Source organism: Streptomyces sp. NBC_00386, from assembly GCF_036063235.1.
Lineage (GTDB): Bacteria > Actinomycetota > Actinomycetes > Streptomycetales > Streptomycetaceae > Streptomyces.
In genome coordinates this window covers 4,455,857-4,470,656 of record NZ_CP107950.1, presented here as the reverse complement: position 1 = coordinate 4,470,656, position 14,800 = coordinate 4,455,857, and the positions used below count along the sequence as shown (strand labels likewise).

General features: G+C 67.6%; 14 protein-coding genes and 2 pseudogenes. 9 read left to right on the top strand and 7 right to left on the bottom strand.

Going from position 1 to position 14,800, the window contains the following annotated elements:
• Positions 1-11: 11 nt before the first annotated feature.
• A complete protein-coding gene (locus tag OG780_RS19660; protein WP_328449969.1) occupies positions 12-323 on the bottom strand; it encodes a hypothetical protein in 312 nt (103 codons plus the stop codon).
• Positions 324-875: 552 nt separating this feature from the next.
• Here OG780_RS19660 and OG780_RS19655 point away from each other — a divergent pair.
• Positions 876-1,847, top strand: coding sequence for a helix-turn-helix transcriptional regulator (locus OG780_RS19655; RefSeq protein ID WP_328449967.1), 972 nt, complete (start codon positions 876-878; stop codon positions 1,845-1,847).
• Positions 1,848-1,952: 105 nt separating this feature from the next.
• Here OG780_RS19655 and OG780_RS19650 read toward each other — a convergent pair whose 3' ends face one another.
• The 3 genes from OG780_RS19650 to OG780_RS19640 form a co-directional block, all read right to left on the bottom strand.
• A complete protein-coding gene (locus tag OG780_RS19650; RefSeq protein ID WP_328449965.1) occupies positions 1,953-3,554 on the bottom strand; it encodes a GNAT family N-acetyltransferase in 1,602 nt (533 codons plus the stop codon).
• 73 nt (positions 3,555-3,627) lie between these two features.
• On the bottom strand, positions 3,628-3,909 hold the full coding sequence (locus OG780_RS19645; protein ID WP_328449963.1) for a hypothetical protein: 282 nt from the start codon (positions 3,907-3,909) through the stop codon (positions 3,628-3,630).
• Positions 3,910-4,149: 240 nt separating this feature from the next.
• Entirely contained in the window at positions 4,150-4,521 is a 372-nt protein-coding gene (locus OG780_RS19640; protein ID WP_328449961.1) for an ArsR/SmtB family transcription factor, read from the bottom strand.
• Between the two features lie 96 nt (positions 4,522-4,617).
• Here OG780_RS19640 and OG780_RS19635 point away from each other — a divergent pair, with 96 nt between their 5' ends.
• On the top strand, positions 4,618-5,682 hold the full coding sequence (locus tag OG780_RS19635) for a permease (RefSeq protein ID WP_328449959.1): 1,065 nt from the start codon (positions 4,618-4,620) through the stop codon (positions 5,680-5,682).
• Positions 5,683-5,790: 108 nt separating this feature from the next.
• Here OG780_RS19635 and OG780_RS19630 read toward each other — a convergent pair whose 3' ends face one another.
• Positions 5,791-6,111 (bottom strand): ArsR/SmtB family transcription factor, encoded by a 321-nt coding sequence (locus OG780_RS19630; RefSeq protein WP_328449958.1) that lies wholly within the window; start codon positions 6,109-6,111, stop codon positions 5,791-5,793.
• Positions 6,112-6,300: 189 nt separating this feature from the next.
• Here OG780_RS19630 and OG780_RS19625 point away from each other — a divergent pair, with 189 nt between their 5' ends.
• Together OG780_RS19625 and OG780_RS19620 are read left to right on the top strand one after the other, a co-directional pair.
• Positions 6,301-6,474 carry a hypothetical protein gene (locus OG780_RS19625; protein WP_328449956.1) on the top strand — a complete coding sequence of 58 codons (174 nt, stop codon included), beginning with the start codon at positions 6,301-6,303 and terminating at the stop codon, positions 6,472-6,474.
• Positions 6,475-6,515: 41 nt separating this feature from the next.
• Positions 6,516-7,763 carry a pyridoxal phosphate-dependent aminotransferase gene (locus OG780_RS19620; protein ID WP_328449954.1) on the top strand — a complete coding sequence of 416 codons (1,248 nt, stop codon included), beginning with the start codon at positions 6,516-6,518 and terminating at the stop codon, positions 7,761-7,763.
• Here OG780_RS19620 and OG780_RS19615 read toward each other — a convergent pair.
• Together OG780_RS19615 and OG780_RS19610 are read right to left on the bottom strand one after the other, a co-directional pair.
• Positions 7,763-7,908 (bottom strand): annotated as a pseudogene (locus OG780_RS19615) (cation transporter); the annotation flags it as partial. The gene OG780_RS19620 and the pseudogene OG780_RS19615 sit on opposite strands and share 1 nt — an antisense overlap.
• Positions 7,908-8,221, bottom strand: a pseudogene (locus OG780_RS19610) (ArsR/SmtB family transcription factor). The pseudogenes OG780_RS19610 and OG780_RS19615, both read right to left, overlap by 1 nt.
• Before the next feature lie 302 nt (positions 8,222-8,523).
• Between OG780_RS19610 and OG780_RS19605 the strand changes: the two are divergent.
• The 5 genes from OG780_RS19605 (at position 8,524) to OG780_RS19585 (ending at position 14,798) form a co-directional block, all read left to right on the top strand.
• On the top strand, positions 8,524-9,030 hold the full coding sequence (locus OG780_RS19605) for a DUF6932 family protein (protein ID WP_443062179.1): 507 nt from the start codon (positions 8,524-8,526) through the stop codon (positions 9,028-9,030).
• Positions 9,027-9,989 (top strand): hypothetical protein, encoded by a 963-nt coding sequence (locus OG780_RS19600; RefSeq protein ID WP_328449950.1) that lies wholly within the window; start codon positions 9,027-9,029, stop codon positions 9,987-9,989. Before OG780_RS19605 ends, OG780_RS19600 begins: the two co-directional genes overlap by 4 nt.
• Positions 9,990-10,132: 143 nt before the next feature.
• Positions 10,133-11,947 carry a TniQ family protein gene (locus OG780_RS19595; RefSeq protein WP_328449948.1) on the top strand — a complete coding sequence of 605 codons (1,815 nt, stop codon included), beginning with the start codon at positions 10,133-10,135 and terminating at the stop codon, positions 11,945-11,947.
• Positions 11,944-12,711, top strand: a complete 768-nt coding sequence (locus OG780_RS19590; protein ID WP_328449946.1) for a TnsA-like heteromeric transposase endonuclease subunit — start codon at positions 11,944-11,946, stop codon at positions 12,709-12,711. Before OG780_RS19595 ends, OG780_RS19590 begins: the two co-directional genes overlap by 4 nt.
• Entirely contained in the window at positions 12,708-14,798 is a 2,091-nt protein-coding gene (locus OG780_RS19585; protein ID WP_328449944.1) for a transposase, read from the top strand. Before OG780_RS19590 ends, OG780_RS19585 begins: the two co-directional genes overlap by 4 nt.
• Positions 14,799-14,800: the final 2 nt, after the last annotated feature.

Below are 14,800 nucleotides of genomic sequence, written 5' to 3'. Positions count from 1 at the left end.
TGTGATCTGCGTCACGCGAATACGGCACCCGGGCCGGGCAGGGCATCGGGAAGCTGAGGGCCGGCGGAAATTCGCCAATTGGCCAACGTGGGACTGGAATTCAGTGCGCGGCGGCAAATCTCGGCCGCTGCGAACAATGCGCCGTCGGGACTGCTGGTTTGGTGAAAGAACGTCAGCTCGATGCGTCCGGAAGCCGTCTTGGCGTGGACGTGTTCGAGGTCGTCGCCCGGCATTGCGGCAGCCCACACGATGTCGGTGACCACGGCCGATTCCAGCTTCGCGGCCTCGGCTTCCCTGGCGGCGACGAGCGTGGTGGTGGCCATGAACATGGGGCCTCCAGGCCGGGCGGTAAGCCCTGGTACGGACCACACGTGCTGGTCGGCTTCAGCCTGGGCGACGGCGCTGTAGAGCTCCGTGTGGCGGCACCTGGGACCGCAGCCGTGCCCGCCGGCGGGGGAAAAGCCCAGCGCGACCGCGGCGGCTCTGTTGATCAGGCGCAGGGCTCTCCGCGCAGCAGGCATGGCTGTCCTCCGTGTGGTGGAATGAAGGTTTTTCGCATGGATCAGGGGGCGTTCTCGACGCGCTGCGGATTCCGTGGTCGAGGATCTCCGCCGTCCTGTGATCACTATTTTGCTGACCATTTCCAGGGGGCGGAAGAGTTCCCCGCTGGCACGAAGTGCGACCGGCAGGCACCTGCCTATAAGTGGCCTGAACTGCGATCCCCGAAGACTCGAAGGGTGTCCACACTGGTGATCACTCTGCGAACATCCCTTGTCGCACAGGCCCCTGACCTGCCAAGATCGGCGCCCGCCGATGTATTAACGGATCGTCTCGATGTATGAGACGCCAAGCGGGGGGTCGCTGTGCTGGCAAGTTTGGGACTGGATGCCGAAGCCGAGTCTGTCTACCGGTTGATGCTCACCCAGCAGGACTGGGGAGTTGCGGAAATCGCAGTCCACCTGGCCTGCTCGGAGGAGTCCGTACGGTCCTCGCTGGACCGGCTGGCCGAACTGAACCTGCTGCGCCGCTCCATGCAGGCACCCGGCGGACTCAGACCCGTCAGCCCGGATCTCGGTTTCCAGCTGCTGCTCCAGCGCCAGCAGGCTCATCTGCTCGCCCAGCAGCAGCAGTTCACCGAGAGTCAGGCGGCTATCAGCAAGCTCCTGGGCGAGTACTCCGAGCTTCGGACGGGTGAGCGGCACGGCGTCGAGTACCTCCAGGGCATCGACGCCATCCAGGCCCGCCTTGAAGAGCTCGCCCATCGCTCCACCAGCGAGTGCCTGTCCTTCATGCCTGGCGGCGCGCAGTCCGCGGCGAGCCTGGATGCGAGCCGGCCGCTGGACAAGGACCTGATGCGCCGGGGTGTACGGGTCCTGACCGTTTATCTGGACAGCGTCCGCAACGACAACCCCACGGTCGAATACGCCCGGTGGCTCCACAGCGACGGCGGCGAGGTCCGCACCGTGCCGGCCCTGCCGCTGCGCATGGTCCTGTTCGACCGCGAAGTGGCCCTGCTGCCGGTGGACCCGAACAACACCAAGAAGGGCGCGGTCCAGCTGACCGGCCCTGGTGTGCTCACCGCCCTTGCCGCCCTGTTCGAGCAGGTGTGGGAGTGCGCGGCCCCGATCGGCAGCACCCGAGACCGCGACGAGGCCGGCCTCACAGCGCAGGAGCGTGAGCTGCTGCGCCAGCTCACCCAGGGGGCCACCGACGAGATCGCGGCGAAGAGGCTCGGCATCGGCCTTCGCACGGCCCGCCGCATGATGTCGGAAATGATGGCCCGCCTTGGTGCGCGCAGCCGCTTCGAGGCCGGCGTCCTGGCGTCGAAAGCCGGCTGGACGAGCTGAGACTCCCTCCCCTCGCGCTGCACCCCCCTCCGCAGCGCGAGCAAGGCCCGGTGTGCGACGAGTCGCACACCGGGCCTTGTGGGGTGTTGAGTTGTGGATCAGGGGTCAGCCGCAGCAGCCGCCCTCCGGCTGGAGGGGCTGGATCGGCTCGTAGGCGTTGCCGCCGAGCAGCTTGGCCTTCAAACGGCCGATGGTCGTGGTCGGCGCCTCTTCCGTCGTCGCGCCCAGTGCCTCGCGGCGGGCCTGCCCGAAGGCAGCGTGCAGCTTGGCGACCTCGGCACGCAGGTCGGTGTCGGCGACCAGGATCGCCGAGCGGATCTGGCGGGGCTTGAAGCCGCGCAGTCGCTTGGCCTCGTCCGCACCCGGGCCGGCCTCGATGGATGTGACGCCTTCGGCGTACGCATCGCGCAGCGGGCGGTCCAGGACGATCTCGAAGTAGATGCCGCTGCGCTCACCGAGCGCCTCGTAGTCGAAGCCTGCCCACTTCACGAACAGGCGCTTGCCCTGGCGGACGGTCACCGAGACGGCCACGACCTGCTCGTCCTTGTGGACCAGGTACGCGCGGACGTCGGCCTCGCCCTCGACGAGCGCACTGAGCAGGGCCTCGATGTGCGCCTCGTCCTCGCCGCCGCCGTACTTCTGGCGGTTCTGGGTGATGAGTTCGGAGACCCGGCCGACCAGCGGGCGCAGCTCCTCGCGGTCCTTGCGCTCGATGCGGGTGCCGGAGCCGTCGGCCCGGTCGCGGTCTTCCTTCACGCGGCGGCGTTTGCGGGCCGGGAGCGAGGCCAGGTAGGCGTCGTAGCTGTCGTGCTGGAGATCCAGAAGGTTGTTCTCGCCGTGGAAGGCGATGTCACCGCCGTACGCCTGAAGGGCGAGCGCGAGGACCTCGCTGTGCGGGCTGTCGTGCAGCCAGGGGGCGACGATCGACCGTACGCCCGCCTCAGTGGCAGCCGGAACTATGCGGTCGATCAAGTCAGCGACCAGCAGCGGATCCTCGACCGAGGCGGAGGCCTCGGAGCGGTAGCCGAGCGGGGAGCCGAGCAGCAGCGCCGGGAAGAAGGCGTCCGCGCCGAGCACCTCGACGGTGTCGTTGGTGGTGTCGCAGCAGGCGGTGGCCGAGCAGCAGGCCACGGCGCCGTCCTTGGGCTGCCAGCCCAGGTAGGTGCGCGGATCGGCGTCCACGATCGGGGCGGCGTCGAAGAGGAAGCCGGGCAGGAAGGCGAGCTCGCCCTCGCCGCGGTCGGCCACGGTGTACCAGGGCTTGGCGCCTTCGAGGCTGGCCTCGGTGGCCCGGAGCCAGTGCGGAAGGACGTACGGCGCGGGGTCGGTGACCTGCGGGACGCTGCCGCCGAGGGCCGCGATCGCGTCGTCGAGCGACAGGCCCGTCCGTACGTCGGCCGGGTCCTCCTGCTCGGTGCTGCCGCAGCAGGAGACGGGCTCGGGCTTGGCAGGACCGCAGCATCCGGTGGCGGCCGCGACCGGCTCCGGCTCGGGGTCTGCGGCCGGGCCGCAGCAGCCGGAGGGCTCCTCGGCCTTCGCGGGTGCGGCTTCCTCCGTCGCGCCGCAGCAGGAGGATTCCTCCTGCCCGGAGGCCTCGGGCGTCTCAGTGGCCTCGGGGGCCGAGCAGCAACCGGTGGTCGGCTTTTCCAGCACCACGAGCGCCGGAGCCGGCTCCTCAATGGTGGCGCTGTGGCGGGTGGTGCTCATCTCTTCTTCTCCTCGGATGGTGGCTCTGGGGTGTCAAGCCGGGTCAACGGGTCGTGGCTGCGAGGGCAGGAGGTCAGTCCCAGCCCGCGCCGTCGGTGGAGGGGTCGATCGGGGCGGTGTCCCAGCCGGCACCGGTCAGGGTCACGGGGGCGGTGTCCCAGCCGGCGCCGGTGGCCAGGGTCTTGGGGGCGGTGTCCCAGCCGGCGCCGGTGGCCAGGGTCGCGGGGATGGTGTCCCAGCCGGCGCCGGCCCGGGAGCCGAGCTGCGAGGAGCCCAGCGCGGAGGCGGAGCCGAGTCCGATCACGGACACCAGGACGGCGGCGGCAAGGCTCATCGAGGTACGTGAAACAGACATGGCTATCCCCTTGAATTGACAGTGGCTTTTTGGCGACCGGCGGCCTGGTGGCCGGTTCCGGTAGTCCTGGGGGCTTGTCGCCCTCCCGGTGTTCATGAGTCTGTCCGAGGTCACCCAGGGTGTGGAAGAGATCACTGCTGGCATGAAGCGCGCCCGGCACCCTCATGCCTGAACATGCCAAAGGGCTGGTCACCTGTGCGCGGCGCGCAGGTAACCAGCCCTTGGCTGAAGCGAGTTGGGTCAGGCGGGGAGAAGATCCGGCGAAGGGTCCAGAGCCTGGCACAGCACGGTCATGCTCCCCGGCGCGATCCGGTAGTACGTCTGACGCCCGCGCCGCTCACGCTCCAGGAAGCCGGCCTCGAAGAGCACCTTGAGGTGATGCGTGACGGTCGGCTGGGTCAGTCCCAGGGGCTCGGTGAGGTCGCAGGTGCAGGCCTCACCTCCCGACTGGGTGCGGATCAGCCCGAGCAGCCGCAGCCGGGTGGCATCCGCGACGACCTTCAGCGCGGCGGCGAGGTCATCGGCGGCCTCCGGGGTGAGCGGGCCGGCGAGCACGGGGGAGCAGCAGAGCTCCGAGATGGGCGTAGGCATACCCGATTCAACGACGGTCATCTATGGATTGTTCCCCAAACACATTGACAGTCATCTATGAGTTCGGGCAGAGTTCAACCCATCGACAGCCGTCTATGAGTTGAGTTGGAGCTCTCCGTGTTCGACACCGTCCTTGACGTCCTGGGCCGCACGGCCTCGGACGTTGGCCACTCCCTCTCCGCGAACTGGCCCTTCCTGCTGATCAGTGTGGTCGTGGCCTCGGCCATCCCGGTGTACATCGGAGCGGACCGGCTCTCCTCCTGGCTGCGGCGCAAGACGCTCTGGGCAGTCATCGGGGCGGTCGTCCTGGCCACGCTGACGCCGTTCTGCTCCTGCGGAACCACCGCGGTCGTCCTCGGCGCCCTCGCCACGAGCGTCCCCTGGACCCCAGTCGTCACCTTCATGGTTGCTTCACCGCTGACCAGCCCGGAGGAACTCGTCTATTCCACGGGCCTGTTCGGCACCAGCTTCGCCATGACCTTCTTCGTGGCGGCGATCGTCATCGGCCTCTTCGCCGGTCTCGTGACCTGGCTCATCGAAAAGACCGGTTGGCTTGAGGGCCAGGCCCGCCTGACCTCCACCGAGGCCGAGAAGAAGGCCGAAGAAAGCTGCTGCACCGGCGGCGACGCCGAGGCCGACGACGTCTCGGGCGGCGGTGGCATCAGCGCCCCGGCCGGCTCCGGCGGTGGCGGCCTGGCCCGTACGGCCCTGCTGAACCGGCCCATCGCCCCGGCGCCGGCCCCCGCCCCGGTCGAGACCAGCCTGGTCAAGCGGTGGAAGCTCGACGAGTTCGGCAACGAGCTCAAGGTCACCAGCAAGCGCCTCGCGCTCTACTTCCTCGGCTTCGCAACCCTGGGCTTCCTGATCATCAACTCGATCCCGACCCGCTACCTGACCGATTACCTCGGCGGCGGCCACTGGTACTCCGTCCCGCTCTCCGCACTCATCGGCATCCCGGTCTACCTGAACTCCGACGGCTCGCTGCCGCTCGTCGCCACCCTGATGAAGGGCGGCATGGGCCCCGGCCCGGCGCTCGCCTTCCTGATGACCGGCGCGGGCACCAGCGTCGGCGCCATCAGCGGCATGCTCCTCATCGCCCGCTGGCGCGTCGTGGCCCTGGTCGTCAGCATCCTCTTCACCGGTGCGGTCATCCTCGGCTACACCGCCCCGATGTGGCTCTGATCCACCTGGCCTGAGCGCCAACGCAACAGACGGCAACGGCCCGCCCCCTGCTCCGGGGCGGGCCGCAGCCGTGTTCGGGGGTGAGGGTGCACATCAACTCCCCGCCGGTCAGGCGGGGACGGCGCAGGATTCCTGCCCGACCATCGCCTTCATCATGGAGAGCTGACCGATCAGTGCGTCCAGCCGGTCGGAACGCACCTGGTAGTACACCTCGTTCGCCCTCCGTTCGGAGGACAGCACCCCGGCCTCCCGAAGCTTCCGCAAGTGATGGCTGATGGTCGGCCCCGAGACGGAGAACTCTGCGGCGATCTCACCCATGCGGACCTCGCCGCCCGGACAGCAGGCCACAATGCTGGCGATCCTCAGCCGTACCGGATCCGCCAGCGCCTTGAACGCGGCTGCCAGGTCGGCCGCTTCGGCAGCGGTCATGGGTTCAGGGCAGCAGGGTGCGGATGTCCCAGCAGGCGCAGGCTCGATCATGCGCCCAATCTGGCCGATCGGAGCCCCCTCCGTCCAGATCCGCCCGAGAGTCGGGACACAACGCCAAACCCATTGACGAGCATCTATGCGTTCTGTCATCCTCAAGCCATAGACACTCATCTATGAATCGAGGATGTCATGCCGTCCATTCGCCGCTCCATCCGCAAGTTCCGCCGAGCCCGCAACGACGCGTTCGTTGCCGGCGTCCGCTTCTGCGACGGATGCGCTGAAGTCAGCGATCCCGCAAGCCGCTCCGACAAGTTCCGCCGCGTCCAGAACTCTGCAATCACCCTCCACGGCGCACGCATCTGAACCCCGTCGCACCCGCACCGAACCCCACCCCGAGGAACGCCGTGAGCACTGCAACGCCCACCCCCGAAGCGATCAGCCACGTCCGCCTGGCCCGACGGGCCGCGCAGGTCCCGCCGTCCGCGACCGCCGCCCTGGACGCCCAGGCGAAGGCGCTGATCGCCCAGGGGGTGGACGTCATCAACCTCACGAGCGGCGAGCCGGCCTTCCCGACCGTCGAACCCGCGAGCCAGGCCGCCCTCGATGCCGTCGCCGCCGACTTCACCCGCTACACCCCCGCCGCGGGCATCCCTGAACTGCGCGCGGCGGCTGCGGAGTTCCTCAACCGGCACGGAACGACGTACGAGCCGGGGCAGGTGGTCATCACGGCAGGCGCCAAGCAGGCCCTCCACTACGCCTTCACCACCCTGGTCGAACCTGGCGACAAGATCCTCATCCCGGCCCCCTACTGGGTCAGCTACCCCCATCTCGCCGCCTTGGCCGGAGGCACCCTGGTCCCCGTGCAGCCCACCCCCGGCGCAGGACTGAAGGTGACCGCGGACCAGCTGCGAGCCGCGGTCACCGACCGAACCCGAGTCATGCTGCTCAACAACCCGGCCAACCCTTCCGGCGTCGTCTACGACCGGACCGAACTGGCTGCCCTCGTCCAGGTCGCCATCGACCACGACCTGGCGATCATCAGCGACGAGATCTGCGACCACTGGGTCTTCGGCGCCGCCGAACACGTCTCCGTCGCCGCCCTCAGCCCCGAGGCCGCACAGCGCACCCTCACCGTCGGCGGCGTCTCCAAGACCTTCGCCATGACCGGCTGGCGCATCGGCTGGATCGCCGCCCCCACCCCCGTGGCCCAAGCCATCACGGCAATCCAGAGCCACACCGCCTCCGCCCCGTCCTCCATCTCCCAGAAGGCAGCCCACGGCGCCCTGACCGCAGACCTCACCACCGAGCTGGAACGCCGGCGACTGGAGCTGGACGAGCGCCGCCGGACCACCATCAAGGCCCTCGCCGACATTCCCGGCATCGAGGTCGACGGCAATCCGGAGGGCGCCTTCTTCCTCCTTGCCGACGTCTCCGGGACTTACGGCCGCACGCTGGCGGGCCGCACCATCACCTCCGCCGCGGACTTCGCGGAACTGCTCCTCACGGAGGCCAACGTCGCGGTCGTCCCGGGCGCCGACTTCGCGGCCCCGCACCACGTCCGCATCTCGTACACGGTCCCGCCGGACCGCCTCACGGAGGCGCTGGCACGGCTCGCGGCCTTTGTGGACGGACTCGGGAGGAGGACTGCGTAGGCTCGCCTCATGGCCGGGGTGTCGGCGGTGATTGCGACGACGGCCTCGATGACGTTGTAGGTGATCGTCCCAGCGACGAGCAGCCGTATGCGTCTGGCGAGCACGTTGCGGCGGGCTGGGGACGGGCGAGGGATAGCGCGGTCATCAGCAGCAGCCTTCGGTGGCGGCATCTGGGCAGGTCTTGTCGGACTCGACCGCGACCACCGCGGCGAGCAGATGCTCCAAGGCGTGGCCGAGGCGTTCGTCGGCGAGCTCGTAGCGGGTGCGGCGCCCGTTCGGAGCGGTGACGACCAGGCCGCAGTCGCGCAGGCAGGCCAGATAGTTGGACAGCCGAGTGCGGGAGATATCGAGCGTGTCGGCGAGAACGGCGGGGTAACCGGGGCCTCGCGCAGGGCGAGCAGGATCCGGCAGCGGATCGGGTCGGCGAGCGCGCGGCCGAAGCGGGCCAGCACGTCGATGTCGGAGGGACTTCTCGGCGACCTGGGAGTTCCGGCACAGCGTTGACCGGCGCATTCCGTCGGTTCCCCATCCCGTGGCCTTTCCTGCCAACGCGAGCCGGACACAGTCGCTCACCAAGTTGCCGCGACCGGCGGCAGAGCGGATTCACTTGCAGCCATCGCTCTATCCAGCGGCAGGTATCGCCTTGGCTAACGCATCCCACCTGGCACGTACGTTCCTATTTATGTGCGCTTGCGTGACGGCTATGGTGATCGGCCAGGGCTGAGGGGCTGTCGGCTTACCTCGGCGTGAGAGGGGGACCGTGATTCCAGCGCTCACCGACGGTGGCCTCCTGCCGCCGGGTCGTCATGCTGCGACGATGGCTGAGATCGAAGAGATCTTCGTGGAGCAGGCGCCGCATTCTGACCGCCGCAGGCGCATCTTCCGCGCCTTCCAGCTCTATGCGGACATGATGAGCGACATTCTTGAACGAGGAACCTTCTGGGTGGATGGCGGCTTTTGCACCTACAAGGCGGAGCCCCCGGACGACCTCGACCTGGCTGTTCTCATCGACCCGATGCTTCCTCTGACTGGCAAAGATCACGAACGACTGATCCCGTTGTTCACTCTCCAGGGTGTGCAGGTGGGGAGCCCCCTGCTTGCGGCTAGTCGCGTTCAGCCCATGGGCGGTCTAATTGACAGCTTCGCCATCGTCGCGGGAGTTGTCGAGCAGGAGGACTATTGGGACGGAACATGGTCGAAGGTGAAGGGCCCTGACGGGGAACCCATTCCTGGAGCGGTCAAGGGATATCTGGAGGTGAGCTGGTGAGCAACGAGCTTCGCGACAAATATGTCCGCGCCCTCCAGACGGCCGAGGGAAGCGATCCTCTCTCCCGGCTTGCTCGGGCTGGCCTTCAAGCATCAGCCATGAAGTTCAGTGGGCTTGGCCTCCAGGAGGCGGCCGCTGGCCCAGGTCTCAACTTTCGGCTTGCCGACTCCTCTGTCAGCGGTCTGATCTCCGCCCACGAGGTAGGAGATTTCCTGCAACGCGTGCAGCGTGCTGTCGCGCGGTTGGCCAAAGCTCGCCGCGCCCGCCTCGCCGACGTGGCCAAACTGCTGCCCTTGGATCTGGAACTGGCGCGCCTTGACGTGGCCGCCTCTGCCCCTGGATCCGTCATCGTCGATCTGCAGCCCCACGCTCACTCGGTCGATAGGGACAAAGGGGAACTGCAGCCTCCGGGTGGTGTCTCCTGGGCTGAGATCGGTGCGGTGGAGTTGGTTCGAGCACTGCCGGAGGGCCCTGAGGACGAGGCCTCGATGGATTCGCTCTTCAGCGCTTCCCCCGTCGTGCGCCGTGCCGTGGCCGACTTGATCTTTAAGCTGCCGAACCCGAACCTGGACATCAGCCTGGCTGTGCAGCGTGGGACGGGCGAGCGCATCGTCTCTAGTATTTCCGCAGGTCAAGCCCAGTCACTTCGTGAGCGGCTCGACATCGTCCGTGAAGAACGCGAGATCATCCGGCTCCAAGGCCGACTCGACGGCCTCCGCACCCGCAGGCAGATTTTCTACTTCGAAACTCAGGCTGGTGCAGAGATCCACGGCTTCGTGGACGAATCTCTGGTCAATACGGTCAAAGCTCACCTCGATCAAGAGGTCGATGTGGCACTTGAGAGTTTTGTTCTGCGCTCAGCCGCAGGCAAACGCAGCCAGCGTCGCTATCGGCTGATCGAGGTGGCCGGCCAGCTTTCCCAGTTCCCGCCGGGAAGCGAGCTGGACGAAGAGGAGTAAGGCCTGTCGTTTGGATCAGACCAGCCTGGGCCGCAGTGCCTTGCTGGGCCCGATACGAGGCGTGATCCGCACGACAGGTCCGGGGTGAGGGTTGACGATCCGCGGCTCAGGCCGGGGATGTCGCAGAGCACAAGGCTGGCTCGATGCACGTACGACAGCAGGCGACGGCTGGAGCGCACGGTCGTGTAGTACCGCCCGCCCTTGTCGCCGTTCCCCGGGTGCGCCGCCTGCCTGTGGTCCCCCGACCGGTCGCAGGGGAGGCATTCGCTTCCTGGCTAGACCGCGTCGCGGGCAAGCTGGATGTGCCACCCGGCCAGGCTGCCCTCGCTCTGGGGCTGGAGTGCCGCACAGGGTCCTCTTCCACCCATCCCGTGTTCTTCGGCGTCACGCTCACGCCGAACAGCTTGGCTGGCCTTCGGCAGGCCACCGGGCTGCCGGCTCGTGACCTACTGCAGATGCAACTCGCCCGCTACGGCAAGACGGCACTGGACCTCACCGGCCTGGACTTAGCCAGGGAGGGGTCGCTAACGGCTGTGGCAGCCCGCGAATGGATGATGACGACCTGGAGCAGGGCCTGCCCGTCCTGTCTCGAAAAGAGTCCGGTGTGGCCACTGTGGTGGCGTCTGGGCGTCGCCGCGGTCTGTCCCGTCCACCGGTGCCTGCTGATCGATGTGTGCCCCCGGTGCAGGGTGCGGCTGAGGCGCGGGAGTGAGCGTGCCGCTCGTGGGCTGCTGACCCGGCCGCCGCTGCCCGAGGCTGGCGAATGCGCCAACCGGCCACCGGACGGCCCTAAGGGCCGCGCGGGCCTGTGCCGGCAGCTACTCGCCGCCATCCCCACCAAGGCTGTTCCCGAAGACTTGGTGGACCTTCAGCACCGTGTGCTGGCCATTGCTCACGGCTCGCCAGCCCATATTGCAGGCGAGCTGGTCTGTGGCGCCGACTGGTTCGCGGCTCTGCGCTATCTGACCGCCATGGCCCGCCTCGCAGCCACCGGTGAGGAAGTCAAAATCCTGCCTGGCTTTGCGGCCGAAGCGTTCGACCGGGAGCGGCAGCGGCGCGCGACCCGGCCGCGCGGGGGCGGTGGCAGTCAGCTGGGAGCGATGCCTGCCACTGCCGCTCAGACTCTGGCCGTGCTTGCCCTCGTGGACCGGTTACTGAATGGACCCAGCGTGGACGAGGGGGCCCATCGGCTAGCCCCGTGGGTCCGGCGCCTGACCACACACCGCCGTTCCCTGCGCGGAACCGATCCGTTGCGGCACCTGCCCTGCCCCGCTGTCATCGACCTCATGAAGGCAGCCGTCGCCCCGCGCCCTTCGCGTATCGCAGGAGCCCTGACTACCACCGGAAATTCTGTTCTCCGATCCCAGCACATTCCGCACCTGGCCGATCTGGATGATTACCGGGAACTGATCGCTGCCCACCTGCCTGGCACCGCCGAAGTGTCCGGGCGCCGTTTGGCTGCGCTTGCACTCGCCCGCCTGAGCGGGGCCAGCAGCTGGGCAGCGGCCGCAGCTGCAATCGGCATGGACCCTCAAAAGGCCGCTCGGGCCTCCAACACCCTCGTCCAGCGGATCGCAGACCCCGACGCCTTCTGGAGAGCGGCACGTACGGCAGCAGAGCGGATACAGGGGCGAGGATTTGTGGACTACGCCGAACGTCGGGATGCGCTCGCCGACCTGCGAGAGATCCCCCGCATCGACCTCACACCCATCTTTCACCCGCTGGGCCGCGATGTGACCTGGCAGCGCCAGCGGCACGCCGCTGCGTGGGTCTGGGAGCACTTCACCAGCGGCGATGTCCGCGAAGCACCCGCGTACGCACTGGGGTGGGAGGACGGAACAAGCAGCGCATCGATACGCGAGGGCTGGAGACGCTTTGAAACCCGACTACCCGCACCGGCTGCCGACGCTCTGAGCGCCTGGGGGACGGCCCGCCTGGCTTGGAGAGGAAGTACGTGAACGCAGCGAGGCCTCGCATCCTGCGCTCGGTCCGGATAGCCCCGGGGCTGGCCTACATCCACTATCTCGAACCCGCGGGCATCGAACGCCTCGTTTCCGCCGATCACGCCGCATCCGTTTTGTTCGAGGACGCGCTACCTATCCGCGACATCCCCTCCTACGCGGGGCAGCGCCACACCCCTGGCCACTACTGGTCGGCCACCACCGGTCTCATGATGGGTTACGAGTCCTACCTGGAGTCGAAGTGGATGAAGCTGCTCGATTTCGACCCCGACGTGGCGGCCTTCAGCGCCCAGCCCTTCACCATCGAAGCCCGGGATGCCGAAGGCTCCTGGGAACACACCCCAGACCTCTTTGTCCGCCGCCGCGACGGATCGGCGCTGCTGTTGGACGTGAAAGACGACAACCGCATGGCGGTGCCCGCAGTCGCACTGCAGGCACGGCGGACGGCTCGCTTGTGCCAGCAGATCGGTTGGGGTTACGCCATGGTGGGCGAGCCTGATCCACTGCGCTGGGCCACCGTCTCCTGGCTTGCCGGATACCGCCGTCCGCTGCGAGCTGGCAAAGGCCTGACCGATCCCCTGTTGCAGCTCGCCCAAACCCCCCTGCCCATCGGCGAGCTAGTGAGCTTCCAAGCCGTGCCCGAGCTGGCCCGTGCCGTGGTCTACCACCTGATGTGGCACCACCAGCTCGTCTTCGACCAGTCGCTTGCCTTACAGGACCACACCCACGTGCAGACCGCCGACGTCTGGAGCGACGGATGAGCAGCCACCGGCTTGCGGTCACGGACTGGATCGAATTCGAGGAGGAACGGCATCAGGTTGCCGGGCTCAACGGCGCCGTCGTGCGCCTGCGCTCAGAAAACGGCCGAACGCAGACGGTCATGCTCTCCGTGCTACTGGCGGATACGACCTTCCGGACAGCCGTCGAGCCGCCGCCCGCAACAGCCGTGGACTTCGACGGCGTCCTCGACCCGGCCGGGATCCTGGCAGGCCTGGACGATGCCGTGAAAGACGCAGCGCTGAAGCTGGAGGCTCACCTGCTGGAAGCCATGACAGGCCACCGCTCCGGTGATCCTCTCAGCGCTGCACCAGGCGAACCCCGCCACCAGTACGACCCGGCCACCCCGCAGCACATCCGCTTCAAGGCGAAGGCCGAAGAGCTGGGCATCACGGAACGATGGCTGTGGAAACTGTGGGCACAACGAGCGGAACACGGACTCTGGGGTCTTGTGGACAAACGCAAGACCCGCGTACGCAACCCGCTGAGAAATCTCGACCCGCGCGTGATCCAAGCCATCCGCGACCAAGCCGCCGCCGAGCGCGCGGACAGCTCCGCGACCGTGGGCAACCGCTTCTACCGCCGCACCCAGAACCGTCTGGACGCTGAACACGGTCCCGGCACCGTCCCGCTCCCCAAGCGGGACGCCTTCCGCGGGGCAGTCGGCCATCTGCTGGACATCAGCCCTTCCGCCCCCGCATTCCAACGGGCCTCAGCCGCCAACCAGCCAGACCGGACCTTCGGCAACGTCATCGCCACCCGGCCCGGCGAAGTCGTCATGCTCGACACCACCCCACTGGACGTCCTCGCCTACGACCCCGGCACCGAGACCACGATTCGTGTGGAACTCACCGTTGCCCTCGACGTGGCCACCCGCTCCATCCTTGCCTGGCGGCTCACTCCCGAAGGGACCAAAGCCATCGACATCGGCCTGCTCCTAGCCGATGTGATGACCCCCGAAATGATGCGTCCCGCATGGAAGGACGCCCTGCGCTACCAGATGCTCCGTCTGCCGTACGACCGGCTGCTCACTGTGGACGAGCGCCTAGCTGAAGCCGCTGCCCGGCCAGTCATCTATCCCGAGACGTTGCTGTATGACCACGGCAAGCCCTACAAGTCCGACGTTGTCCAGCGCGCGAGTGCCCGCTGGAAGATCGACCTGCAGGATGCGTGCAAGCTCAAACCAACCGACAAACCGCATGTGGAACGACTCTTCAAGACCGTCCGCGAACAATTCACCGAGCATGTCGCCGGATACAAGGGCTTCAACGTCGCCCACCGAGGTCGCACTGCCGAAGAACAGGCCCGATGGACCATTGACGAACTAGCCGAATTCTTCGCCGAATACGTCATCGCCGTCTACCAGCGCAGACACCACCGCGGGCTCACCCTTCACGGCTTCCCAGAACTACGGGTCTCCCCGAACGAGGCGTACAGCATGGCGCTCGGCTCCGCCGGCTACGTGGACTGCCCCCGCGAAGCCAACGTGTACTTCGAGCTGTTGCCGATCGCCAGACGGGTCATCCACCCCTACGGCATCGAACTGAACCACCTGACATACAACGCTGACATCCTCTACCGCTATCGCAAGGCCAAAGCGCCATACCCCGACGGTCTGTGGCCCATCCGCCATGACCCTCGCAACCTGCTGCACGCCTACTTCCTCGACCCCGCCGACGGCTCATGGAACGTCCTGCGCTGGACCCATGCCCTCGCCGAGCACCAACCGTTCACCGACATCACGCTCCGTGAAGCCAAGCGGCTCATCACCCTGCGGGGCCACGCTTCCGAGGACCAGGAAGCAGTGGCCCAAGCGCTCGCGGAACTCCAAAACCGCACAGACGCCCCCGAAACCTGGGCGCCGGGCAGTCGCAAACGCCTGACACGCGACCAACACCGAGGTGCAGCACAGAACCGCGATATGCAGCGCGGCGAAGCCCCCGTGAACAACCACCTGCCACTGACCGTCTTGCCCGCCCCGTCCGAGGAGAGCGAGGAACACGGGGATTGGAGCGGCCTTGACCTCAGCGAGGTCACCGCCGCAGAAGTCTGGGACCCCGACGCCGTCTAACG

Coding starts and splice junctions, on each gene's coding strand:
- OG780_RS19650 (WP_328449965.1), bottom strand. CDS start 3,554: ATGAGCACCACCCGCCACAGCGCCACCATTGAGGAGCCGGCTCCGGCG.
- OG780_RS19630 (WP_328449958.1), bottom strand. CDS start 6,111: ATGACCGCTGCCGAAGCGGCCGACCTGGCAGCCGCGTTCAAGGCGCTG.
- OG780_RS19660 (WP_328449969.1), bottom strand. CDS start 323: ATGGCCACCACCACGCTCGTCGCCGCCAGGGAAGCCGAGGCCGCGAAG.
- OG780_RS19595 (WP_328449948.1), top strand. CDS start 10,133: ATGCACGTACGACAGCAGGCGACGGCTGGAGCGCACGGTCGTGTAGTA.
- OG780_RS19645 (WP_328449963.1), bottom strand. CDS start 3,909: ATGTCTGTTTCACGTACCTCGATGAGCCTTGCCGCCGCCGTCCTGGTG.
- OG780_RS19625 (WP_328449956.1), top strand. CDS start 6,301: ATGCCGTCCATTCGCCGCTCCATCCGCAAGTTCCGCCGAGCCCGCAAC.
- OG780_RS19585 (WP_328449944.1), top strand. CDS start 12,708: ATGAGCAGCCACCGGCTTGCGGTCACGGACTGGATCGAATTCGAGGAG.
- OG780_RS19640 (WP_328449961.1), bottom strand. CDS start 4,521: ATGACCGTCGTTGAATCGGGTATGCCTACGCCCATCTCGGAGCTCTGC.